This window comes from Caldimicrobium thiodismutans, from assembly GCF_001548275.1.
Taxonomy (GTDB): domain Bacteria; phylum Desulfobacterota; class Thermodesulfobacteria; order Thermodesulfobacteriales; family Thermodesulfobacteriaceae; genus Caldimicrobium; species Caldimicrobium thiodismutans.
This window is the reverse complement of sequence record NZ_AP014945.1, coordinates 992,163-1,015,468: the sequence shown is the minus strand read 5'-3', so window position 1 is coordinate 1,015,468 and position 23,306 is coordinate 992,163. Positions and strand designations below refer to the sequence as shown.

The following is a 23,306-nucleotide window of genomic DNA, read 5'->3' as shown; positions in this document are numbered from 1 at the left end:
AACCAGTGAAAAGCTTCAAATCTTTTCATGATTTTTTTATATCATACTTCTTGGGGTCTTTAAAAAAGAGGGCAAGAAAAGGCCTTTCAAAAAATAAGATGAGAGTATAAAGAGCTCATATTGCAAACATAATCAGATGCGGCTTATTTAAAGGGCGAATTTTCATAAAATTTTCTTGTTGCAAACTCTAAAAAAAGAAAGTAATCTTTAATTAATGGGTTTACTTACAAGATTTACCCTAAAACAGCTTCTTTTTTATCTTCAGATTCTTGCCTTTATTCCCTGGCTTATTGGTGTCTTTCTGGCTTTCTACTTCGTTTATCCAGAAATTAAAAATGCAAGGCTCCAAATCTCAGCTGAGGAACATTTGCTTATTGAGGCTCTTTTACTCTGGAACCTTCAAAGACACAGGGGCCTCTCCTATCTCTATCTTTCCCTTCCAGAAAATAAGGAAAAAGAAGAAACTTTAAAGGCATTAAAGGAAATTGAAAGGGAGATTGAAGATACTTTTAAGAAACTTTCCACACTCTCTTTGGATGTCCAGCATGGAAAAGAACTTATTCAAAAATTTAAGAAAACCTATGAGGCTTTAAAAATTGAGAAATTTAAGGGTAGTGCTGAAGAAAACTTTTTCAAACATACAGAGCTTATTAATCAGGTGATTCTATTTTTAAATCAGGATGCGGAAAAACACAAGCTTTTTGCAGAGCCTGATCTTTATTTGAGAACCCTTGCTCAGGTTTCTCTTATGGAGTTACCTCGCTTTATTGAATATCTTGGAAGAACAAGAGCTATTGTTAGTTCCGCCCTTGCCAAAGGGGGCCTAACCAATCATGAGAAGGAAATGCTCCTTGATTATTATGAAGTGCTTTCTGGATACAATAAAAACATTAAATGGATCCTTGAAAACATAAAACTTCCAGAGGATACCCTTTTAAAACTTAGAAATTCCCAAGACCTCTTTGAGGTTTATAGAATTACTTTAAGAAAATATTTGGCTCAAGATTTTAGGACCAAAGAGATGACTGGTCTTGAATTCTTCAGGTTTGCTACCATTACCATTGACGCATTTATTGATTTTCACGAAGCCCTCTTAAGGAAATACCTTGAGATGATAAAAGCGCAAAAAGAAGGTCTTTTTAAAAGGCTTGGTTTTTTAATCTCCGGTATAACTTTGGTGCTTATAGTAATCTCCTTAAGTTTCTATATGGCCTATAGATATGTGGTCTTGAGGCTTAGAAAGGTATCTGAAGGAGTTAAAAGAATCGCAGAGGGGGATCTTTCCATGAGAGTTTCCCTTGAAGGAAGGGATGAGATTGCAGAGTTTGTGAGTGTCCTAAATTTTTCTCTTTCAGAACTTGAAAAAAGAATAAAAGAGATTGAATTTATGCTTTGGCACGATTATGTAACAGGTGCCCCAAATAGGGAAAAGCTTCTTTATGATTTGAAGGCTTTTTCCAATCCTATTTTAGTTTTAGTGGATATTAACTCCTTTAAAAGTATTAATTTTGTATATGGAACTAAAGCAGGGGATATTTTATTAAAAGAGGTTTACCAGAGATTGAAGGAGGTTTTTCATGGTGAAGTTTATAGAGTAGGTGCAGATGAGTTTGCTCTAATTTTAGAAGCCCATGAAGAAAAAAAAGAAGAAGAAATAAAGAAGGAGCTTCAAGGAAAAATAGAGGTCTTAACGAAAACTCCCTTTTCTATAGATCATGAAAGACTTTCTCTTAATTTTACTGTTTGTGCTCTCTGTGAAATCACAGAGCCTGATAAAATACTTACCGATGCCTATTCTCTCCTTGATGAGACCAAGGCAAGAGGAGAAAATTTTTACTGTGAATTTAATCCCGGAGAAAGATTTAAAAAGATTCATGAAGAGAATCTTCACTGGCTTGACAAATTCAGAAAGGCTCTTAGTGAAGGAAGAATTGTTCCCTTTTATCAGCCTATTATAGATAATCAGACCAAAAGACCTGTCAAATTTGAGGCCTTGGTGAGACTCATTGATGAGAATGGAGAGATCGTAAGCCCTTTTAAATTTTTAACTCTTGCTCAAAAGGCAGGCTATGGACCAAAAATTACAAAGACCGTTCTTCAGAAGGCCCTTGATGATTTTCTCTTTTTGCCCTATGAGATCTCTGTAAATCTCTCTTATAATGACTTTTTGCAAGAGGAATCCCTACAATTTATAGAAGATATTCTTTTGCGAAGGGAAAAACCTGCTCTTGTCTTTGAATTTCTTGAAACTGAAGAGATTGGAAATCCCCAACTTGTCTTTTCAAAGCTTAAGGAAATAAAAGCAAGGGGCATAAAGCTTGCGATAGATGACTTTGGAAGCGGTTATTCCAGCCTTCAGAGACTCATAGATTTAGGAGTAGATTATATTAAGATTGATGCTTCCTTGATTAAAAGATTACCGGAAGATGAAAAGGTTCAGCTTTTGGTAAAGGCACTGGTAAGATTTGCCAAAGAGGCTGGCATTAAGACAGTGGCTGAATTTGTGGCGGATGAGGTTATCTATCAAAAGGTCTGTGAATTTGGTATTGACTATTCCCAGGGCTATTATTTTAGCCCGCCTCTTTCCTTAGAAGAAATAAAGAAATTTTTAAATAAATATCTTTAAAAAAGCTGCATAAGTTCAGATCCTTACAAGAAAAAGGAAGGGTGGTAAAAGGTGAGAGGCGAGAAATAGTAGAAAAAATCCTATAGTGCCTCAAAAGATATGGACGCATACATTGGGAGGTGTTAAGATGGAGAGTATAAAAAGACTTATTGTTTGGGTAGTTTTTTTTATTTTGATATTTTCAGGTTTTTCTTTGGCTCAAAATGAAGAGTATGCCAAGGATGTGAAAGAGAGGGTGCTCAGGCTTCCTCAGTGTTCAAAACCTATTGGAGTGATTACAGCAAAGAGTTTCAGGTGCAAGGCTGCTGCCTGTCAAGGAGATAGAATTTATTTTGGCCCTGGCTGGGGGATTGAACTTTCAACAAAGGCTCTGGGAGATGGCCTTGCAGATATGTTGATCACTGCCCTTGCTAATACCAACTGTTTCAAGGTGGTTGAAAGAATTGCCCTTGAAGAAATAAAGGAAGAGCTTGAGCTTATGGGAGTGAAACCTCAGAGCACTCTGAAAACAGCTGATTTTCTCATTGTAGGAGCAGTAACAGCCCTTGAGCTGAAAGCAAGTGGGCTTGGTGGAGGAGGTATAGTAGTCCCTCTACCCTTTGGGCTTGGAGCAAAATTAGGTAAAAGCAATGCCCATATTGCCCTTGATATGAGAATAGTTAGAGTGAAAACCGGAGAAGTTCTCTCCGCCAAGACTGTGGAAGGGAAATCAGAGAGATGGAATGTGGGAGTTGCAGCAGGAGGTCTTTTTGGAACCACTTTTGGAGGAGCCTATTTTGAAGCAGTAAAAAATACTCCCCTTGAAGAGGCAACCCGGGATCTAATTGCCCGGGCCGTAACCCTTATTGTGGAATCCGTAAAGTCTCAAGCTCCTTCAGATGTCTCTATTGGAGAAAAAATCACTACTTATAGTGAAAAGGGGGAAATTATTAAAGAGGAAACCCGAATGCCAGAAAAGGGGAGGATAAAACCTCAAGAAAACTCTAAGCTTAAGAGGGAAACATCTTTTACAGGCGGGCTTGTAAGGGCAGAGGTTTCTGCAGCCCCTTATGCCAAGGTAATCTGGCAGGAAAATTTTTCAAAGTGTAAGGTTATCCCAACCACTGTAAAAATTCTCAAGGGGCAGGGAGAGTGTGTTAGTCTTGATGACTTAAGATGGTTTGCCACAACTAAAGGAGAACTCCTTTTTGAAAAGGCTATTCCTAACTTTGATATTTCCAAAGATTTTACTTTTGAAGGCACCCTTTTTTATTCCCAGGAGATGAAATATGCTCAAGAAGGAATTCAGATCTTTATCGGGAAAGAGGGAAGTCCTGTATCTCTGTATTTGCCAAGAGAAGTAAAGGAATGGAAATGGGGAAAAGATACTCCTATTCCTAATGAAACAGGGCTCCCTGAGTTTCTTAAGGGTCAAAAAATAAAGGTCTTCCTTAAAAAGGAAGGAGAGTTAGCCCATGTCTTTATTAATGGTGTAAGAGTTCTTACTACCCAAATTGATACTGTTGCGCTAAAGAACTTACCAGGAAAAATTGTAGTGAAGATGTTTGGAGCAGACCTTGGACAGGGAAATTATGTGCTTATTACAGATTTAAAAGTGAGCGCTAAATAAAAATTAATTTTTAAAATCAATATAAAATCTTATAACTTTATGTGAAAATTTAAACAAATTCTTGCTTGTGTAAAAAGTTTCATTAATTTTAATCAAAAAAAAATTAATGCAGGAGGTGTGGTTATGAAGAGGGTATTGATTTTAATGGGCTTGTTTGTGTTTACTCTCTCAGAGATGCTTTTTGCCTATGATAAAGAGCTTGCCAAAAGATTTAACATGATGTTTTCTCAGATGACCCCTGAGGTGATTGCCAAAAAGCCCTGTATGGTCAATGCTAAACAGCTTCTTGAGATGATTAAAAACAAAGAACCCTTTGTAATTCTTGATGTGAGATCACCTGAGGAAATGGCAATAGTTGGAATTACCTGGAAGGACAGATTTGATATCCCCATGCACGAGGTCTTTAAGGAGGAAAATCTGAATAAACTCCCTAAGGATAAAAAAATCGTGGTTATCTGTCATACAGGGCCAAGATCTATTGCAGTAACCTTGGCTTTAAGAGCTCTTGGATTCATGAATGCCTATGCCTTTGATGGTGGTGTAGCTGAACTTGCCAAAGAAGTTGGAAGAGCTGCTTATATGTTTGTGCATTAATTTTAGAAAGCTTTAAAGCCCCTTACAGGGGCTTTTTTCCCTCAAAAGGTTGTTCCAAAATATAAAGGAGTTTAATTGTTCAGGATTCCTTTCTTAAAAAGAAGACATCCTTATTCAAATCATGTCAGTAGGAAAAACAGGGATTTGTGATAAACTTTAAAGAGTTTGTCAGGAGGGGGAAATATGCAAGTTGTGGTTATTGGAGCTAATGCTTGCGGGGCTAAATCTGCTTGCAGGGTTAAAAGACTTAATCCCAAGGCTGAAGTAATTCTTATTGATAAGGACGATTTAATCTCCTACGGGGCCTGTGGGATACCTTATTTTGTCTCAGGTGATGTTCCCCATGAAAATGCTTTGAGAGAGACCTCCTATCATGTGGTAAGAGATGAAAAGTTTTTTCGTGATGCCAAGGGATTAAAGGTTCTTACAAAAACTTTGGTTGAAGAAATAGACCGCAAGAGAAAAACAATCAGGGTGCGTTATCTGAATACCGGGCAAATTGAAGAAATCCCCTATGATAAGTTAATAATTGCAACTGGTTCCATTCCGAGGACTTTAAATATTCCAGGGATTGATCTCCAGGGAGTTTATACCCTTACAAGTCTTCATAAAGCCATTGAGATAAAAGAAAAGATTGCAAGAGGTGAGGTTGAAAAGCCCCTTGTTATTGGGGCAGGACTTATTGGTCTTGAAATGACTGAGGCCTTTGCAGATCTCTGGGAGCTTCCTGTAACGCTTCTTGAATATTTTCCCCAGGTCTTACCCAGAAACCTTGATGCCTTCACGGCAAGAATGGTTGAAAATCACTTGAGGGAAAAGGGGGTCAAACTTGTTCTCAATGCCAGAATTAAAGAGATAATGGGAAAGGATGGAAAAGTCATCGGTGTTCAGACAGAAAATGAATTCTATCCTGCTGATTTAGTTCTTGTTGCAGGAGGGGTCATACCTAACAGTGAGCTTGCAAAAAAGGCCGGGCTTCTTGTTTCTCCAGCTACTGGAGGAATTGTTGTTAATGATAGGCTTCAGACTTCAGATCCTGACATTTATGCTGGTGGAGACTGCATCGAGGTAACCCATCTTATTACTGGAAAAAAGGTGGTTATGCCTATGGGGTCTTTGGCTAATCGCCAGGGAAGAGTTATTGGAACAAATATTGCTGGAGGAACAGCTACCTTTAAGGGCACTGTGGGAGCCTTTATTATGAAGTGTTTTGATCTTGCAGTGGGAGGAGTTGGCCTAACTTTGACTCAGGCTAAAATTGAAGGTTTTTCTGCAAGCTATGCCCTGAATAACCAGACGGAAAGGTCTCACTTTTTCCCTGATGCCAAGTATGCATATTATGCCTTAATATTTGACAAGCTAACCACAAGGGTGCTTGGTTTTCAGGCTATAGGACCGTTTACAGATGGAACTCTGGCAAGAATTCATGCCCTATCAAGCATACTGCCTTATAAACCCCTGGTTGAAGATCTCCTCAATCTTGAGCTTGCCTATGCACCTCCCTTTAACTCTGCCCTTGATCCCATTCATGATACTGCCCATGTAGCTGATAATATTCTAAAAGGTCTTTTTGAACCCATACACTGGGAAGAGGTTATAAAGCGCATGCAAGAGGGAGATCAGAATACTCTTATAATTGATCTCAGACATCCCAAAGAAGCTGAATTCAATGTGAAAAACTTTTCCAATGTAAAACATATACTCTATCAGAAAATTAGGTATCATATAAAGGAGATACCCAAAGACAAAGACATCATTCTTATCTGTAATTCTTCTCGCAGGTCCTATGAGGTGGCAAGAATTCTTAAGTCTGAAGGGTATGAAAGAGTTTATGTCCCCCTTGGAGGGATCAGTTTTCCGAGGAAATGGGGAGAGCCGGTTAAATGAAACTTCAATCTGTAAGAGGATTTAAAGACTGGCTTCCTGAGGAAGCCATTAAGTATCAGCATCTTATAGAGATTGCCCGAAGGGAACTAAGGCTTGCTAATTTTCAGGAAATAAAAATTCCTGTGCTTGAAAAAACAGAGCTTTTTGTGCGTTCTATTGGAGAGGTTACAGATATTGTGCAGAAGGAGACCTATACCTTTGAGGACAGAAATAAGGAGCTCCTTACTCTTCGGCCAGAAGCTACAGCTGGTATTTGCAGAATGGTTATTGAGCATGGGCTTTATATGAGGCCTAAGCCCTTAAAGTTTTTTTTTATCGGGCCCATGTTTCGCCACGAAAGACCTCAGAAGGGAAGACTCAGAGAGTTCTTTCAGATAGATGTGGAATTTATGGGAAATCTGACCCCCTTTTATGAGGTTGAGCTCCTTGAACTGGCTCTTAAAATTTTGCGTAGCCCGGTAGAGGGAAAAAGGGATCCCTTTAACCTTGAGATTAATAGCCTTGGATGTCCTGAATGTAGACCTGCTTTTAGGGATTACCTTTTAGGTGCCCTGGAGAGGGAAAAAGAAAAACTTTGTGAGACCTGTAAAGAGAGGCTTTTAAGAAATCCTCTCAGGATCCTTGATTGTAAAAAAGAGCAATGTAAAGAAATAGTTGGGAAGCTTAGACCAATTTCTGAGTTTCTTTGTAAGGGTTGTAAGGAGCACTTTGAAATTTTAAAAAGTCTTTTGGAAGAGCGCGGTCTTTCCTATATTGTTAATCCCTATTTAGTTAGGGGCCTTGATTATTATGTGAGAACTATTTTTGAGATAAAGGGAGAGGGTCTTGGGGCTCAGGATACAGTATGTGCTGGAGGAAGATATGACTTTTTAATTCAAGAACTTGGAGGCCCGGAGCTTCCTGCAACTGGTTTTGCCATTGGTCTTGAAAGATGGGCTCTTTGTGCCCTGGGGGAAGAGGGCTTGCCTGCTATCCTTGAGGAAGCCATTAAACCTCAGGCTGTCTTTATTCCCCTTGGAGACTTAGCAAGGAGAAAGGGGCTGGGGATAGTTAAAACCCTGAGAAATTCAGGATTTAAGATAGATGCCTTCTTTGAGGAAAGGAGCCTTAAGGCCCTGCTTAGAGAAGCGGATAAAAGGGGAGTAAAATTTGCTTTGATTCTGGGTGAAAATGAATTAAAAGAGGGTAAAATTTTAGTGAAAGACCTGCATAAAGGTATGCAGAAGCTTGTTGAGGAAAATCAGCTTTTGGAGATACTTAAGGAGTCCTGAAGAGTGAAGATTTATCCAGAGAAAAGAGAATTCTTTAAATTAGCGGAGATCTATAATCTTATTCCCCTTTATACTGAGATTCCTGCTGATCTTGAGACCCCTATTTCCCTTTTTTACAAACTTTTTGACGAAAGAGAATATCTTTTTCTTTTTGAGAGTATGGAGGGCCCGGAGAAATGGGCTCGCTATAGCTTTATAGGGTTTGATCCCTTTCTGACCTTTAAAAGTAAAGGGAATACAATCTGGTTATCCGGAACTTATGAAAAAATTTATGAACATAAGGAGCCTCTTGAAGAATTAAAGCGCCTTCTTTCTGAGTTTCATACCCCTCAGATTAAGGGTTTACCGAGATTTTGGGGGGGAGCTGTGGGATATGTGAGCTATGAAATGGTCTCCTTTTTTGAAAAGAGAGTCCCCTGCGGTAGAGATATCCTTAATTTTTATGACCTGAACTTTATCTTTCCCAAAAAGCTTCTTATCTATGACAGACTAAAACATAGTTATATTGTGGTTATTCTTTTATCTGTTGAAAAGGGAGGTAATGAAAGCCTCTATGAAGAGGCTAAAGAAGAACTCAAGGAGGTTGTAGCGGATTTACAAAGAAAAAGGATAAAACTTCCAAAACTTAAAAAGCCCTTGAAATTATATCCAGAAATTGAAAAACAGACCTTTTTGGATATGGTAAATAGGGCCAAAGAATTTATCTCCGCAGGAGACATTATTCAGGCTGTTTTATCTCAGAGATTTTCCTTAGAGGATGATCTTTTGCTTAACCCTCATACCTCATTTTATCTATATCGTGGTCTTAGAAAAATTAATCCTTCCCCCTATATGTTTTACCTTCACCTGCAAGATGAGGTCTTAATCGGGTCTTCTCCAGAAATTTTGGTAAGAGTTGAGGAGAAAAAGGTGGAGACAAGACCCATTGCCGGGACAAGGAAAAGAGGGTTAACTGAGGCCGAAGATCTTGCTTTAGAAGAGGAGCTTAAGAAAGATGAAAAAGAGCTTGCTGAGCATATTATGCTTGTTGATCTCGGGAGAAATGATCTTGGAAGAGTCTCAAAATATGGCACAGTTGATGTTTATGAGCTTCTTATTGTTGAGAGATATTCCCATGTGATGCACCTTGTCTCCGGGGTGCGTGGAATTTTAAAGGATAAAGAAGATATGTTTTCCGCTTTTAAAGCCTGTTTTCCAGCTGGCACGGTCTCTGGAGCACCAAAGATTAGAGCCATGGAAATTATTTCGGAGCTTGAAGGTGTGGTTAGAGGACCTTATGCAGGTGCAGTGGGTTATTTTGGTTTTTCCCAAAATATGGATTTCTGTATCACCATAAGAACCTTTTTCCAGAAAAAAAATCGTTTATACTTACAGGCAGGAGCAGGTATTGTGGCGGACTCTGTGCCAGAGCGCGAGTTTGAAGAAACAATTAATAAAGCCAAGGCCTTGGAAAAGGCCCTTGAGCTCTTTGGAAAGGGATATTTTCTATGAAAAGGGTTCTTATTATAGATAATTACGATTCCTTTACTTATAATTTGGTGCAACTTGTGGGAGTTATGGTTGAAAAACTCTGGGGTGGGGAGATTCTGGTTTACCGAAATGATCAGATAACCCTCCAGGAGGTTTCTGCCTTAAGTCCGAGTCATATTATAATCTCTCCTGGCCCCTGTACTCCCAATGAGGCAGGTATCTCCGTTGAATTAATTAAGAATTATGCTGGGAAGATACCTGTTCTTGGTGTCTGTTTGGGGCACCAGTGTATGGCTCAGGCCTTTGGGGGAAGAATTATACGGGCAAAGAGGCTTATGCACGGCAAGGTCTCACAGATCTATCACGACGAAAAAGGAGTTTTCAAAGGGCTTCCCAATCCCTTTTCAGCGATGCGGTATCATTCCTTAGCTGTTGATCCCGAAACTCTGCCCCCTGATTTTGAGATTTCTGCAAGAAGTGAGGATGGAGAGATCATGGGTATAAGGCATAAAAACTTTGTGCTTGAAGGAGTTCAGTTTCACCCTGAATCTATTGGAACCTCCCTTGAGACCTGGATGAAGCTGAAAAAGCCTCCTCTGGAATGGGATTTTAAAGGGGATGAGATCCCAGAGGGGGTAAGACTTCTTAGGAACTTCTTAGCCTAAGGATGTTTTCAACTTTGACAGAGTTTGTAAGAAATATCCTTGCCTGGCTGTATGTATTAACAAGTGTTCCAATTATTGGATTACTGGCAGTCCTGACAAAGAGGCATTTTTTTGCCTGGCTCTGGTGTCATCTACTTTTAAAGGTGCTGGGTATTAGAATTAAAGTTATAGCTGAGAAATTTCCTGAAAAAGGGAAAAAATATGTTTTTATGGCTAATCATCAGAGCCAGTTGGATATACCAGTGCTTGAAAGCCTTTTAAAGGATTATAATATAAGATTCCTGGCTAAAAAGAGTCTTTTTGATATCCCCTTTTTTGGCTGGGGTATAAAGGCCCTTGGATATGTGCCTGTAGAAAGGGAAGACCCTAAGGAGGGACTTAAGAGTTTGCTTGCCTGTGTGGATAGACTTAAAGAGGGAGTCTCTCTGGTTGTCTTTCCTGAGGGAACAAGAAGTAAAACCGGAGAGCTTTTACCCTTTAAAGCAGCTGGTTTTTTGATCCCTATTAAAGCTGGTGTTCCTGTTTGTCCAGTTTCTATCTGGGGCACTTTTAGGATTTTACCCAAAGGGAGTCTCTGGTTTAATTTAAAGAAAAGGGAGGTTTGGGTTTCCATTGGGCCAGTCATAGAGGTTAAGAATTTAACCCTGAAGGATAAAAATACCTTGCTATCACAGGTGAGAGAAAATATTGAAAAAAGCTTAGAAAGAATGAAAAACCTTTAAGGAGTCAACTCTAAGAAAATAGGGTAAGGTAAAAATGTTAGCCAGGGCAAATCACCTCGGAATTATTAATCCTTCAATTAAATTTTTGATAGGAGTAGAATTAAAGTTATCCCTTACTCCATCCACCCATGTGGCGAGGGCTTTTAGCTAAAACCTTCTTATTAGGAGTTGAGGGACAAATTTAAGCAAAGGAGACATGCTTATATTATAAACAAAAAAAATTGCAGGAGTGCTGTAGTATGGGTGAGATTATTGTTGTGCCTTTAGAAGAGGAACTAAAGGAAAGTTATCTTGATTATGCCATGAGTGTCATTGTGGGAAGGGCCCTTCCTGATGTAAGGGATGGGCTAAAACCTGTGCAGAGACGCATTCTTTATGCCATGTATGAAGCAGGCAATGACTGGAATAAACCCTTTAAAAAGAGCGCAAGAATCGTGGGAGAGGTTATCGGTAAATATCATCCCCATGGAGACATGCCAGTTTATGAAGCTATTGTCCGAATGGCTCAGGATTTCACCATGCGGTATCCCATGATTGATGGACAGGGGAATTTTGGTTCCATTGATGGAGATGCCCCTGCAGCCATGCGCTATACTGAGGTTAGGTTTACCCGTCTTGCCCATGAACTCTTAGCAGATATTGAAAAGGAAACCGTTGAGTTTGTCCCGAACTATGATAATACCTTGAAAGAACCGGTGGTTTTACCCTCTAAGATCCCCAACCTTCTTGTAAATGGGTCTTCAGGGATTGCGGTGGGGATGGCCACAAACATTCCTCCGCACAATCTCTCAGAGGTAGCCACAGCCCTGATCGCCCTTTTGAGAAATCCTGAGATTACCCCTGAGGATTTAATGGAGTATGTGAAGGGCCCGGATTTTCCAACCGGAGCTTTTATAGTTGGAACAGAGGGTATTAAAAAGGCCTATACAACCGGAAGGGGAATTATCAAACTTAGGGCCAAATATAGAGTGGAAAAGGAAAAAGATAGAGCCAAACTTGTTTTTACAGAACTGCCTTATCAGGTCAATAAGGCCAAGGTTGTTGAACGGATTGCCGAGCTTGTAAGAGACAAAAAGATAGAGGGTATCGCTGATATAAGAGATGAATCGGATCGTGAGGGAATAAGGGTTGTTGTGGAGCTTAAAAGGGAGTGGTCTCAAGCCCCCCATAGCTTGGCTATGGAACTTTTTAAGCACACCCCTCTTGAAACCACCTTTGGAATAATATTTTTGGCCTTAGTGCAGGGAAGACCTGAGGTCTTAACCCTTAAAGATATGCTTCAGCACTTTCTCAACTGGCGAAGGACTATCATTATCCGCCGCACCCAGTATGACTTAAGAAAGGCTAAAGAACGGGCTCACATCCTGGAGGGCTTCCTAAAGGCTCTCCAGCATTTAGATGAAATTATTGAACTTATTAAGAAATCCGATACCCCTAAAACTGCCAAAGAACGGTTAATAAAACGCTTTAATTTTACAGATATTCAGGCTCAGGAAATCTTAAACCTAAGACTTCAGAGACTCACTGCTTTGGAGCGAGAAAAAATTTTACTGGAATATGAAGAGCTAAAAAGGGCTATGGCCTATTATGAAAAAATTTTAACCCATGAGCCTACCTTAATTACAGTCCTTGAAGAGGAACTCAAGGAAATTAGAGAAAAATATGGAGATGAGAGAAAAACCCGGATCCTGGAAAAAGATCTTGAGATTGTAGAGGAGGAAAGACCAAGAGAGGAAGTGCTTATAGTTATAAGTGATGAAGGATACATTCGCAAACTTTCTTTAGAACAATTTTCTACTCAAAAGAGAGGTGGAAAGGGAGTTATAGCCTTTTCTGGAGAAGAAAGACTGAAAAGTGCCTTACAGGTAGTGGACGATGCAGAGCTTTTAGTTTTTACGGCTGAAGGCAAGGTTTATCCTTTAGAGTTAAAGGATGTGCCTCTTTCTACAAGACAGGCCAGGGGAACGCACCTTAAAAACTTTATCTCAGCCCTGGAGGGGGAGATTGCCTTTATCCTTCCCCATACAACCGAGGGTTTCCTCTTTTTGATAACTCGAAAAGGGATTGTAAAAAAATTTCCCTTTGAGGAATTGAGGGCCTTAAGAAAAAGTGGAAGCACAGTTATCAATCTCAAAGAGGGAGATTCCCTTGTGGGAGGGGTTAAAACTAAAGGGAAGGATACTCTGATTATTTTGACCCGGGAGGGATTGTCCCTTCATTTCAGTGAGAGGGAAGTAAGAGCTATGGGAAGGCAGGCAGAAGGAGTTACAGGTATAAGGCTAAGTGAAAAAGATGAAGTTATAGCCCTTATTAGGGTTGAAGAAGGGGCTTCCCTTTTCACCCTTACGGAAAAGGGTTTTGGTAAGAGAACTTCCTTTTCTGAATTTAGGCTTCAGGGAAGAGGAGGGAGAGGAATTACAGCCCATGGCCTAAGCGATAAAACAGGCCTTTTAACCTGTGGGGATATATTAAAAGGCGAGGAAGAACTGCTTATTTTTTCCTCCTCTGGAAAGGCTATAAGAATTGAAGCTCAAGAGATACCCCTTCAAGGTAGGAGCACTAAAGGAGTTAGATTAATAAGCCTTTTACCTGGAGAGGTAGTTACAGGCCTTGCAAAATTGGAACTCTCAAAAAGGCAGGCCTAATTTGGATACATAAGCCTTACAAGAAAAGGGAAGGGTGGAAAAAAGGTGAGAGGAAGGATTTACAGCATTTATACAGGGGAGGCTTTATAGTTTAAGGGTAAAGCAGATTTATCTGCCCGAAGAGGCAGATTTTAATCTTAAAATATCTGGACGCATACAATTCGTTGTAATAGAAAAAATTTGTGCTATTTTTATGAGAAATCCTTCTGGGGGAACAAAGAAATGTCCAAAAAAGTGAAACTCGCTATAGTAGGGGTTGGCAATTGTGCAAGCTCCTTAATTCAGGGGATCTATTATTATCAAAACAAAGGGGTTGAGGAGTTAAAGGGGTTAATGTTCCCAGATGTGGGTGGTTACAGGCCTTCAGATATTGAAGTTGTCTGTGCCTGGGACATTGATGCCCGAAAAGTGGGAAAAGATGTGGCAGAAGCAATTTTTAGTGCTCCCAATTGCACAACAATTTTTTATAAAGAGGTTCCCTCCTTAGGAGTAAAGGTTAGAAAAGGAAAGGTTCTTGACGGATGCGCTGGACATATGAAAGATTTCCCTGAGGAAAAGAGCTTTGTTATTTCAGAGGAAAAAGAGGATGAGCTTGAGGATGTGGTGGCACACCTTAAGGAGACCGGAGCTGAAGTATTAATAAGTTATGTTCCCGTTGGATCTGAAGAGGCAGCCAGATTCTATGCCGAGGCCTGTTTAAGGGCAGGGGTTGCCTATGTCAACGCTATGCCTACTTTTATTGTCTCTGATCCTGAATGGGGAGCTCGTTTTGAAAAGGAGGGTATTCCTGCAGTGGGAGATGATATAAAAAGTCAGCTCGGGGCAACAATTCTTCATCGGGCTCTTGTTCAGCTCTTTGTAGATAGAGGTATCCCTATTAAAAGAACCTATCAGCTAAATTTTGGTGGAAATACAGATTTTTTAAACATGCTTGAAAGGGGAAGGCTTGCAACTAAAAAGATTTCAAAAACTGAGGCAGTATCAAGCCTTATCCCCTATGATATTGGCTGGGAAAACATTCACATAGGGCCTTCTGACTGGGTTCCCTGGTTAAAGGACAAAAAAATTGCCTATATTCGTATAGAGGGAGAGCACTTTGGGGGAGTTCCCATGTCTGTTGAGGTAAAACTTGAGGTCGAGGATTCTCCCAATTCTGCTGGATCAGCCATTGATGCCATAAGATGTGCTAAACTTGCTCGTGAGCGTGGTATTGGAGGGCCTCTTTTATCTATCTCAGCCTACACCATGAAACATCCTCCCAAGCAGTTTCCCGATCATATGGCTCGCCGGATGGTAATTGAATTTATTGAGGGAAAAAGGGAAAGATAAAATTTCAGGAGGAAGAGATGTCAGAGCTTTCTAAGAGACTTCAAAAGATTCCTCCCTATCTTTTTGTTGAACTTGACCGCCTGAAAAATGAAAAGATAAAAGAGGGGGCAGATGTAATTGACCTTGGTATAGGAGATCCTGATATTCCTACCCCACAGGAAATTGTGGATGTGGCTAAAAGGGCCCTTGAAAAATCTGAGTATCATAGATATCCAGCTAACCCCGGAAGTCTTTTTTTTCGCAAAGCCTGTGCAGATTATATGCAAAGACGCTTTGGAGTAACCTTTGATCCGGAAAGTGAGGTGGTTGCTCTTATAGGTTCCAAAGAGGGTATAGCCCACTTTCCTCTTGCCTTTGTAAATCCTGGAGATATAGTCTTGTGCCCAGATCCTGCCTATCCTGTTTATCACCTGGGAACTATCTTTACGGATGGTGAGCCCTATTATATGCCCCTGACCTGGGAAAATGATTTTTTGCCAGATTTGGGGCGCATTCCCAAAGATCTCTGGAGACGCACTAAGATCCTCTGGTTAAATTATCCCAATAATCCTACTGGAGCGTCTGCAACTAAGGATTTTTTCAAGGAGACGATAGCTTTAGCCAAAAAACATGATTTTATAGTAGCCCATGATTCCGCTTATGTTGAGCTCTATTTTGAGGATCCTCCTTTGAGCATCTTTGAGGTAGATGGTGCCAAAGATGTGGCTATTGAATTTCACAGTCTTTCTAAAACCTTTTGTATGACAGGCTGGAGAATAGGCTTTGCAGTAGGAAAAAGAGAACTTGTGCAAGGCTTGGCCAAGGTGAAGAGTAATATTGACTCAGGAGTTTTTACCGCCCTTCAGGAGGCAGGGGCTTATGCCCTTTCTAATCTTGAAAAGATTGTCCCTCCTTTGAGGAGAATCTTTCAGGAAAGAAGAGATGTTTTCTCTCAAGAGCTTAAAAAGCTTGGTTTTGAGTTCAAAAAACCCTCAGCTACATTTTATCTCTGGGTGCGGGTGCCTCAGGGATATACCTCGTCAGATTTCTGTAAGAAGCTTTTACAGGAGCTTGCTGTTGTTGTTACTCCTGGCAATGGCTTTGGGGCATCTGGTGAGGGGTATTTTAGAGTGGCTTTAACTGTGGGAGTAGAACGATTAAGGGAAGCGGTAAAGAGGCTTGCTACCCTGAAACCCTAAAAAGGGTTTATCTTTCCCTGGGAAGTAATCTTGGTAATCGTAGAGAAAATCTTGAAAGGGCTATCAAACTCTTGCAAGAACTTCCTGCTCAGATTGAAAAACTCTCTAAGATTTATGAGACAAGACCTCTTTATTTTGAAAGCAAAAATTATTTTTATAATCTTGTGGTCAAGATAAGAACTTTTCTCTCACCCCTTGCCCTTTTTTTAGAACTCAAAAAGATTGAGTTTAAAATGGGAAGAAAGAAAGATCTTTGTCTTTCCGATAGACCCATAGACCTTGATATTGTTTTTTATGAAGATCTGCGCTTTAGCAGTGCCATCCTTAAAATTCCTCATCCCAGAGCCCTTGAGAGAGCTTTTGTAGTTATCCCCACTTTGGAGATAGAGCCAGATCTAAGAGAACCAGTCACCGGGAAAAAACTTTGTGAGATAAAGCAGGAGAGAGAGAAAGAATACCTGAAACAGGGAATAAAAGCCCTAACTGAGGAGCTTAAAATATGAAATATTTAATTTTGATACTTCTCCTTTTAGGAGTTTTTTGGTATTATAAAAAGAAACGGGTTAAAGCTAAACAGGAGCAAAAAAGTCGCCAAATGGAGATGTGTGCTTGCCTTTCTTGTGGAATTTTTTTTCCACAGAACCAGGGAAAGATATTAAAAAAAGGCTCTCAAGAGCTTTTTTTTTGTTCCGATAAATGTTTAAAGAAATATTTGTTTAAAGAGGGGGAAAGAACATGTTCCTGAGTATTATTCTTTGCATAGGGCTTGTTTTTTTCTCCTCCCCGGTTTTTGCCTCTAAAATTTTTGTTTATGAAGATCAGGAAACCGGGGAAAAATATTATTCTAATCTTCCCTTAAACGAGAACTTTAAAATTTATATGAGACTACCCCTTAAAAAGGATAAGAGAGATACCTTGTTACTTTCCTCCCTCAAGCGAGGATTTAATGAAGGGGCTTTTTCTTCTAAATTTGATGAAATCTTTAATGAGGTTGCCAGGGCCTTTAATCTTGATCCTAAGTTATTGAAGGCTATGGCCAAGGTTGAGTCAAATTTTAATCCCCAGGCAGTTTCTCCAAAAGGGGCCATGGGGGTTATGCAACTTATCCCATCCACAGCAAGATTAGTTGGAGTCAGCAATCCCCTTGATCCAGTTGAAAATATCTATGGAGGAGCAAGGTATTTAAGGATGCTCCTTGATGAATTTGGAGATCTAAAGCTTAGTCTTGCAGCTTACAATGCAGGTCCTGAAGCGGTAAAATCTTACAGGGGTATACCCCCTTATTCAGAGACTGTAAACTATGTAAGAGATGTCCTCTATTATTACGAGCTTTTCCGAAAAAACAATCTTTAAGCAGAGATCATTATATCTTTAAGTTTGTCCAGGTTGTCAAGGGCTTTACCTGCCCCAAGGGCAACACAGATAAGAGGATCTTCTGCTACCCTGACTGGAAGGCCTGTTGCTTCGGAAATAAGTTTGTCAAGATTTCTTAAAAGAGCTCCACCTCCAGAAAGGGTTATACCTCTATCCACAAGGTCAGCAGAAAGCTCTGGGGGTGTTTCTTCAAGCACCTGCTTAATAGCCTGAATGATAAGCTCAATAGGTTCTCTTATAGCCTCTTGAATCTCTTTTGAAGTGATGGTGATAGTTTTGGGTGTGCCTGAAATTAAATCTCTGCCTTTAATTTCAAAGGTATCATAGGGTTCTTCTGGATAGACATTGCCTATTTGAATCTTGATTTGCTCAGCGGTTGCCTCTCCAATCAAAAGATTATATTTTCTCTTTACATATTGCACAATAGCTTCATCTAATTTATCGCCTGCAACCTTGATAGAATGGGAGGCAACAATTCCCCCCAGGGAGATTACAGCTACCTCCGTGGTTCCTCCTCCGATATCCACAATCATACTGGCAATGGGCTCAGTAATAGGGAGCCCTGCACCAATTGCAGCTGCCATGGGCTCTTCAATGAGATAGACCTCACGGGCACCTGCACTTTCAGCACTCTCCTTTACAGCCCGCCTTTCCACTTGAGTAGTTCCTGAAGGGACACTGATAATAATCCTTGGTTTAACTAAGTAAGACCTGTTATGCACTTTCTGGATAAAATAGCGAATCATGGCCTCGGTGACCTCAAAGTCAGCAATTACTCCTTCCCTTAAAGGTCTAACTGCTTTGATAAGCCCCGGGGTTTTCCCCAGCATCCTTTTAGCCTCATCTCCAACGGCAAGCACTTTTTTGTATCGTCCATCCTCTTTAACTGCAACCACGGAAGGCTCTTTGAGGATTATACCCTTACCTTCAAGATAGATAAGGGTGTTAGCTGTGCCAAGGTCTATAGCCAGATCCTTGGAAAAGATTTTAAAGAGTCTTGCAAACATCCGCTCTCACCTCAAATTTTTTTCTAATTTTAATGCGACTTTTCTTTTTTTAAAGTAAATCACAAAAGGACCAAATCCTGTTAAATCTTCTTCTTGTGGTAAGAAAAGGAGTTTTTCTGGAGCTTTTACATAAATATAGGAAGTTAAAGAACAGATAAAGGCATCTAAAAAATCTGCTTTATCAAAGACCATCTTGGGGAGTTTAATAAAAAAGTGCTTTTCAAAATAGTTTATAAGAAAATCTGTTTCCTCGGGGAAAAGTCCCTCTTTTTTATATTTACTGGCAAGATATCTTTTTTCCTCAGGAAGAAGAAAGTAGAAGCTTGCCCGGGGATGGGTCTCAAGAATAGTGCCACAATAGGGGCTTAGCTTTTGAGCAAGAAGCAATCCTCTTAATGGGATTCCCATAAGGGTATGGTAAGAAAGAACCCATTTTCTATAGGGACCTGGAAGAAGGTTTCTTAAGGCGAGATCTGCTAAACGAAACCCTTTCTCAACTTTGAGAGAAAAACTTAGAGGGGCATCTATAGAAAGGGCAAGAACCCTGTTATTTTTTACAAAGGCAAAAATTTCTTCAGATGTGACATTTTTTAGCTCTGTCTCATTAAAGGAAAGGACATTTTCAAGAAGGAGCCCCCTTTTGGGTAGCTTTTTTAAAGCCACTGCCCAGGTATTACTACCGCCCCCCAAATCTACTCCTAAATAATAAAACATGTATTAAAATTTAATGGATGATAAAAGATTATCCAGAGGAGATTTTAATCACCCTTCAAAAGCCCTCCCGCTACTTAGGAAGGGAACCTCATTTTCCCTATAAAGATTGGGAAAGGGCTGATCTTAAAGTCTGTCTTGGATATCCTGATCTATACGAAGTTGGCAGATCTCACCTTGGAATAAATATTTTGGCTGGAATTATTAATGCCTCTGATAGGTATCTTTGTGATTTTGTTTTTGCGGTATACCCGGATATGGAAAAAGCCCTGAAGGAGAGAAATATTCCTCTTCTTAGCCTCAATTATAAAAGGCCCCTTAGGGAATTTGATGTTTTGGGTATAAGTTATCCCTATGAACTCCTTGTTACTAATCTTTTTCAGATCCTTGAACTTTCAGGAATTCCATTTAAAGCTGAAGAAAGAGAAAAAGGTTACCCTTTGATTATAGGAGGAGGCCCTTGCTGTGGAAATCCCGAACCCATAGCTGAGCTCTTTGATGTCATAGTGATTGGTGATGCTGAAGAGGTTATTCTTGAGGTTCTCAAGCTCCTTGAGAACTGGAAAACAGGTTCTTTAATCAAGAGTGAGCTTTATGTGGAATTAACAAAAATAGAAGGCCTTTATGTTCCCTTACTGAAAAATAAGGTAAAAAGAAGACTCTTTATTCCTAAGGGCTCTCTGCCTATGCACTATTCCATTCCTGTGATTCCTCTTGCCCATGACCGAGTATCCTTAGAGATTTCAAGGGGATGCACACGATCCTGCCGTTTCTGTGAGGCAGGTTTTTATTATAGACCTGTAAGAGAAAAATCCCCTCAGGAGATCCTTGAGGAGGCTAAAAGGGCCTTTAACTTAACAGGCTATCGTGAGGCCTCTCTTATGTCTCTCTCTGCGGGGGATTACTCCTGTCTTGAAGAACTCGTAGATCTATTAGAAAAGGAATTTTATTCTTCTGAATTTAAGGAATTTGTCTTTAGTTTGCCCTCCTTGAGAGTGGGAAGTTTAACTCCTAAGATACTAAATTTTCTTAAAAAAGGGAGGACAAGCACTTTAACCATAGCAGTTGAAGCAGCCTCAGAGAGATTGAGAAGGGTTATCAATAAAAACATTGATATGGATGCCCTCTTCAGGGATGTGGAGCTTGCTAAAATACATGGTTTTAAAAGATTAAAGCTTTACTTTATGCTCGGGCTTCCTACGGAAACTGAAGAAGATCTCTGGGAAATGACAAAGCTTTATTCCGAGCTTAAAAAAAGTTTCAAAGGGGGAGAAATACTTTTTTCAGCCTCAATTTTTATCCCTAAGCCTCATACTCCTTTTCAATGGGAAAGACAAATCACCTTAGAGGAAGCCTTTGCAAAGGTAAAAGTTCTTAAGGATAAACTAAGAGATAAATTTAAAGCCCATAATCCCAAACAGAGTCTACTTGAGGGGGTTATAGCCAGATCCGGGCAAGAACTCTTCTCCTATCTCCAATCAGTCTATAAAAAGGGTGCCCGTCTTGATTCCTGGAAAGAGTTTTTTGATTATACTCTCTGGGAAGAAACGGCAAGAGAGCTTGGACTTGAGCTTAGAGATTATCTATCTGAAAGAGATCCTCTAAAGCCTCTTCCCTGGGAGCACATAGATCTGGGGGTTAAAAAAGAATTCCTTTTAAAAGAGAGAAAAAGGGCTTACGAGGGTAAATATACCTCAGATTGCCGGTTTGAACCCTGTGTAAAATGCGGGGTCTGTAAAGGTAAAATCAAAAACTATCTTGCCAGAGAGTCTCAGGTAGAAGAAAGCCAGGATAAAGGGATCAAAAAATCTCTAAAAACTTTATCTCTACAAAAGGAGGTCTGGTATGAGATATATTTTGATAAAAAGGGGCCTGCCAAATTCCTTTCCCAGCTTGAGGTCTTGAGGCTCTTTGAGTTATATTTGAGAAGAGAGGGTTTTTCCCTTGCCTATACCCAGGGGTTTAATCCAAGGCCTAAATTTGTTTGTAGCGAGGCAACTTCTGTTGGAATTGAGGTGGAAGGAGAATTTCTCGGTATAGCCTTCAGGGAAGATTTTGATGAAAAACTTCTTTTGGGAAGAGAAATTTACAGGGGGCTTAAAATTGTAAAAGTTAAAGGAAAAGGTTTTTCTAAACCTTTAATACCAGAAAGAGGAGTAACTTATTTGCTTGAACTCAAAAAAAATCTAAATTTTGAACCATTAAAGGAGGATGCCTCTACAGTAAAAATTGAAGAACTAAGGGATAAAAATCTAATCCAGATAATACCCCTAAAGGGGGGCTTCTCTATTCTAAAATTTTTAAGAGGGATCCAAGGAATAGCAAATCCCTTAGAGGTCTTTAGAATTTTAAAAATCTATATTTAAGTTAAGAGCCTCTCTCTTTGATAGAAATTTTTGCAAAAGCGAAAAAAAAACTTTTAATTTGAGTTCATTTTTTGCAATCCTGCCAAAAATATTTCTCCGGACTTAGTAAAATCCTTTTTTAGAATCAGGCATGTTTTTTGATATAATCTTTATACAGAAAGAAGAGGAGGAGAAAGAGATGAAAGGGTTGAATGAGAGGGAACAAGGATTAAAAAATAAAAGGGGAGGTGGGATTATGTTAGCAAAGATCAATTCCAAGAAGGCTGTTTACATTGGGACAGGGGCAGGTTTGATTTTGTTTGTGCTTCTTGGGTTTTTTCCAAGTGCTATGATGGGAGGATATGTAGGTTTAAGGCTTGCAGAGTTAATTGCTGGTCCTGGTAGTCTCGGTGTGGTAGCAAGGGTCTTTACTGCAGTGAGTATGCTTGGTGCAGTAATTACGACTGCTTGTGCCTTTTTGCTTGGTGGAGCTCTTGCAGGTTATACCTTAGCACAAAAGGGTAGAAACCCTATAGATGCTGAAAATCGGGCTTAACAGGGGCCGCATAGGTTCATATCCTTATAAGAAAAAAGAGGGGTGGAAAAAGGTTAAAAAGTGAGAGGTGAGAGTAGGGGCGGACCTGCGTGTCTGCCTCAATAATGTAAAGGGACACATAACGGGCAAACACATAGGCTTGCCCCATCTGTAAAATGGGATAAGAGGGGTGAATCCTCTTTATCTTTCAAAAGAGGCAGATTTAAGTCTTAAAAGATATGGACGCATGTAACCTCTTGAAAAGGGAAAAGAAGCTTTTAAATTTAAGAAAGGCAGGGGTTTAAGAGGCGGTTGCGCAGGAAGGAGTGCTTCCTGTGAGGAAAGTCCGGGCTCCAGAGGGGAGGATGCCGGGTAATACCCGGAGGGAGTAATCCCTGGAAAGGGCCACAGAAAAGAGACCGCAAGCGGCCCTGTCTTGAATGAGGCAGGGTGCGAGCAAGGGTGAAAAGGTGGGGTAAGAGCCCACCGCAGGCTGAGGTAACTCAGCCTGGCACGGTAACCCCCATCCGGAGCAAGGCCAAAGGGAGCCTAAGGGTGCCCCGCCCAAATGGGCTCAGGTAGGCCGCTTGAAGCCAAGGGTAACCTTGGCTCAAGAGAAATAACCGCCCTGAGGAAAACCCATCCTCAGAACAGAACCCGGCTTACTTAAACCCCTGCTTTTCTTAGCAATGTTTAAAAGGGCTGAATTTGTTAAAAGTGTTTATAAACTGGAAGATTTACCTCCCCCAGAATACCCAGAAATTGTTATTCTTGGAAGATCCAATGCGGGAAAGTCTTCGTTCATAAATGCCCTATTCAATACCCGTAAATTAGCCAGAGTCTCCTCAACACCTGGTTTTACACAGGCTCTAAATTTTTTTCTAATAGATGGAAGGTTTCTTATGGTTGATCTTCCTGGTTATGGCTTTGCCAAAGTCTCTAAAGAAGTCTATCTTAACTGGCAAAAGCTTATCGAAGGATATTTACAGAGCATAAGGGATTTCAGACTGCTTATTCTTATTTTTGATATTCGTAGAAAACCAGACCCTCTGGATAGAGCACTTATCAAATTTATTAAGGCCTTGAATAAACCCTTTATAGTTGTTCTCAACAAAATAGATACCCTTTCAAAGGGAGAGCTGGAGGCTCAAAAGAATATTTATCTCAAAGAATTATCCCTTCCTGAGAAAATTATTTTTCCTTTATCTTGTAAAGAAAAAAGAGGATTTGAGGCCCTAAAAAGATTTATTCTTCATATCTTTAAGACATAAAAAATTAATTTTTTGAGACCCTAAGGCTCAGGAGGGTCTCTTCATTTTGTGAAAATTTTCTCCAATT

19 protein-coding genes and 1 other RNA gene are annotated in these 23,306 nt (G+C 40.0%); 18 read left to right on the top strand and 2 right to left on the bottom strand.

The window, feature by feature from the left end; genetic code table 11:
• The first annotated feature begins 214 nt into the window (after positions 1 to 214).
• The 14 genes from THC_RS04990 (at position 215) to THC_RS04925 (ending at position 17,349) form a co-directional block, all read left to right on the top strand.
• Positions 215 to 2,626: an EAL domain-containing protein gene (locus tag THC_RS04990; protein WP_068514216.1), complete on the top strand. Its 2,412-nt coding sequence runs from the start codon at positions 215 to 217 to the stop codon at positions 2,624 to 2,626.
• A gap of 127 nt (positions 2,627 to 2,753) precedes the next feature.
• Positions 2,754 to 4,235: a CsgG/HfaB family protein gene (locus THC_RS04985; RefSeq protein WP_068514213.1), complete on the top strand. Its 1,482-nt coding sequence runs from the start codon at positions 2,754 to 2,756 to the stop codon at positions 4,233 to 4,235.
• A gap of 123 nt (positions 4,236 to 4,358) precedes the next feature.
• Positions 4,359 to 4,829 (top strand): rhodanese-like domain-containing protein, encoded by a 471-nt coding sequence (locus tag THC_RS04980; RefSeq protein ID WP_068514210.1) that lies wholly within the window; start codon positions 4,359 to 4,361, stop codon positions 4,827 to 4,829.
• A gap of 183 nt (positions 4,830 to 5,012) precedes the next feature.
• The gene (locus tag THC_RS04975; protein ID WP_068514207.1) at positions 5,013 to 6,716 is read left to right on the top strand and encodes an FAD-dependent oxidoreductase; all 1,704 of its coding nucleotides are present in this window, start codon (positions 5,013 to 5,015) and stop codon (positions 6,714 to 6,716) included.
• A complete protein-coding gene (gene hisS / locus THC_RS04970; protein ID WP_068514204.1) occupies positions 6,713 to 7,987 on the top strand; it encodes a histidine--tRNA ligase in 1,275 nt (424 codons plus the stop codon). Before THC_RS04975 ends, hisS begins: the two co-directional genes overlap by 4 nt.
• Before the next feature lie 3 nt (positions 7,988 to 7,990).
• Positions 7,991 to 9,478 carry an anthranilate synthase component I gene (gene trpE / locus THC_RS04965; protein ID WP_197650946.1) on the top strand — a complete coding sequence of 496 codons (1,488 nt, stop codon included), beginning with the start codon at positions 7,991 to 7,993 and terminating at the stop codon, positions 9,476 to 9,478.
• A complete protein-coding gene (locus THC_RS04960) occupies positions 9,475 to 10,122 on the top strand; it encodes an anthranilate synthase component II (protein WP_068514200.1) in 648 nt (215 codons plus the stop codon). The genes trpE and THC_RS04960 overlap by 4 nt, the downstream gene beginning before the upstream one ends.
• Positions 10,123 to 10,136: 14 nt before the next feature.
• Positions 10,137 to 10,844, top strand: a complete 708-nt coding sequence (locus THC_RS04955) for a lysophospholipid acyltransferase family protein (RefSeq protein WP_167344324.1) — start codon at positions 10,137 to 10,139, stop codon at positions 10,842 to 10,844.
• A gap of 239 nt (positions 10,845 to 11,083) precedes the next feature.
• Positions 11,084 to 13,489 carry a DNA gyrase subunit A gene (gene gyrA, locus THC_RS04950; RefSeq protein ID WP_068514192.1) on the top strand — a complete coding sequence of 802 codons (2,406 nt, stop codon included), beginning with the start codon at positions 11,084 to 11,086 and terminating at the stop codon, positions 13,487 to 13,489.
• Positions 13,490 to 13,711: 222 nt separating this feature from the next.
• Positions 13,712 to 14,818 carry an inositol-3-phosphate synthase gene (locus tag THC_RS04945; protein ID WP_068514189.1) on the top strand — a complete coding sequence of 369 codons (1,107 nt, stop codon included), beginning with the start codon at positions 13,712 to 13,714 and terminating at the stop codon, positions 14,816 to 14,818.
• Positions 14,819 to 14,835: 17 nt separating this feature from the next.
• On the top strand, positions 14,836 to 15,996 hold the full coding sequence (locus THC_RS04940; protein ID WP_068514186.1) for an LL-diaminopimelate aminotransferase: 1,161 nt from the start codon (positions 14,836 to 14,838) through the stop codon (positions 15,994 to 15,996).
• The gene (folK, locus tag THC_RS04935) at positions 15,954 to 16,499 is read left to right on the top strand and encodes a 2-amino-4-hydroxy-6-hydroxymethyldihydropteridine diphosphokinase (RefSeq protein WP_082706294.1); all 546 of its coding nucleotides are present in this window, start codon (positions 15,954 to 15,956) and stop codon (positions 16,497 to 16,499) included. Before THC_RS04940 ends, folK begins: the two co-directional genes overlap by 43 nt.
• Positions 16,496 to 16,741, top strand: a complete 246-nt coding sequence (locus THC_RS09775; protein WP_068514178.1) for a PP0621 family protein — start codon at positions 16,496 to 16,498, stop codon at positions 16,739 to 16,741. Before folK ends, THC_RS09775 begins: the two co-directional genes overlap by 4 nt.
• Positions 16,732 to 17,349 (top strand): lytic transglycosylase domain-containing protein, encoded by a 618-nt coding sequence (locus THC_RS04925; protein ID WP_068514175.1) that lies wholly within the window; start codon positions 16,732 to 16,734, stop codon positions 17,347 to 17,349. Before THC_RS09775 ends, THC_RS04925 begins: the two co-directional genes overlap by 10 nt.
• On the opposite strand, the gene THC_RS04920 is transcribed toward THC_RS04925, so the two are convergent.
• Positions 17,346 to 18,377: a rod shape-determining protein gene (locus THC_RS04920; protein WP_068514173.1), complete on the bottom strand. Its 1,032-nt coding sequence runs from the start codon at positions 18,375 to 18,377 to the stop codon at positions 17,346 to 17,348. The two genes, THC_RS04925 and THC_RS04920, sit on opposite strands and share 4 nt — an antisense overlap.
• A gap of 6 nt (positions 18,378 to 18,383) precedes the next feature.
• Positions 18,384 to 19,091 carry a DUF429 domain-containing protein gene (locus tag THC_RS04915; RefSeq protein ID WP_082706293.1) on the bottom strand — a complete coding sequence of 236 codons (708 nt, stop codon included), beginning with the start codon at positions 19,089 to 19,091 and terminating at the stop codon, positions 18,384 to 18,386.
• A gap of 17 nt (positions 19,092 to 19,108) precedes the next feature.
• On the opposite strand from THC_RS04915, the gene THC_RS04910 reads away from it, so the two are divergent.
• The 4 genes from THC_RS04910 (at position 19,109) to yihA (ending at position 23,239) form a co-directional block, all read left to right on the top strand.
• Complete coding sequence (locus tag THC_RS04910) at positions 19,109 to 21,454, top strand: TIGR03936 family radical SAM-associated protein (protein ID WP_068514168.1); 2,346 nt, start codon at positions 19,109 to 19,111, stop codon at positions 21,452 to 21,454.
• Positions 21,455 to 21,689: 235 nt separating this feature from the next.
• Positions 21,690 to 21,989: a hypothetical protein gene (locus tag THC_RS04905; RefSeq protein ID WP_148638823.1), complete on the top strand. Its 300-nt coding sequence runs from the start codon at positions 21,690 to 21,692 to the stop codon at positions 21,987 to 21,989.
• Positions 21,990 to 22,263: 274 nt separating this feature from the next.
• Positions 22,264 to 22,648: RNase P RNA component class A (gene rnpB, locus THC_RS04900), an RNA gene on the top strand.
• A 9-nt stretch (positions 22,649 to 22,657) separates the two neighbouring features.
• Positions 22,658 to 23,239, top strand: a complete 582-nt coding sequence (gene yihA, locus THC_RS04895) for a ribosome biogenesis GTP-binding protein YihA/YsxC (RefSeq protein ID WP_068514163.1) — start codon at positions 22,658 to 22,660, stop codon at positions 23,237 to 23,239.
• The last annotated feature ends 67 nt before the right edge of the window (positions 23,240 to 23,306 follow it).

Bases quoted from the DNA above. Each gene is read 5' to 3' on its own strand.
- THC_RS04915 (WP_082706293.1), bottom strand. From the start codon at position 19,091: ATGTTTTATTATTTAGGAGTAGATTTGGGGGGCGGTAGTAATACCTGG.
- hisS (WP_068514204.1), top strand. From the start codon at position 6,713: ATGAAACTTCAATCTGTAAGAGGATTTAAAGACTGGCTTCCTGAGGAA.
- THC_RS04985 (WP_068514213.1), top strand. From the start codon at position 2,754: ATGGAGAGTATAAAAAGACTTATTGTTTGGGTAGTTTTTTTTATTTTG.
- gyrA (WP_068514192.1), top strand. From the start codon at position 11,084: ATGGGTGAGATTATTGTTGTGCCTTTAGAAGAGGAACTAAAGGAAAGT.
- THC_RS09775 (WP_068514178.1), top strand. From the start codon at position 16,496: ATGAAATATTTAATTTTGATACTTCTCCTTTTAGGAGTTTTTTGGTAT.
- THC_RS04940 (WP_068514186.1), top strand. From the start codon at position 14,836: ATGTCAGAGCTTTCTAAGAGACTTCAAAAGATTCCTCCCTATCTTTTT.
- THC_RS04925 (WP_068514175.1), top strand. From the start codon at position 16,732: ATGTTCCTGAGTATTATTCTTTGCATAGGGCTTGTTTTTTTCTCCTCC.
- THC_RS04960 (WP_068514200.1), top strand. From the start codon at position 9,475: ATGAAAAGGGTTCTTATTATAGATAATTACGATTCCTTTACTTATAAT.
- THC_RS04945 (WP_068514189.1), top strand. From the start codon at position 13,712: ATGTCCAAAAAAGTGAAACTCGCTATAGTAGGGGTTGGCAATTGTGCA.
- THC_RS04910 (WP_068514168.1), top strand. From the start codon at position 19,109: ATGATAAAAGATTATCCAGAGGAGATTTTAATCACCCTTCAAAAGCCC.
- THC_RS04975 (WP_068514207.1), top strand. From the start codon at position 5,013: ATGCAAGTTGTGGTTATTGGAGCTAATGCTTGCGGGGCTAAATCTGCT.
- yihA (WP_068514163.1), top strand. From the start codon at position 22,658: ATGTTTAAAAGGGCTGAATTTGTTAAAAGTGTTTATAAACTGGAAGAT.
- THC_RS04905 (WP_148638823.1), top strand. From the start codon at position 21,690: ATGTTAGCAAAGATCAATTCCAAGAAGGCTGTTTACATTGGGACAGGG.
- THC_RS04920 (WP_068514173.1), bottom strand. From the start codon at position 18,377: ATGTTTGCAAGACTCTTTAAAATCTTTTCCAAGGATCTGGCTATAGAC.
- THC_RS04990 (WP_068514216.1), top strand. From the start codon at position 215: ATGGGTTTACTTACAAGATTTACCCTAAAACAGCTTCTTTTTTATCTT.
- THC_RS04980 (WP_068514210.1), top strand. From the start codon at position 4,359: ATGAAGAGGGTATTGATTTTAATGGGCTTGTTTGTGTTTACTCTCTCA.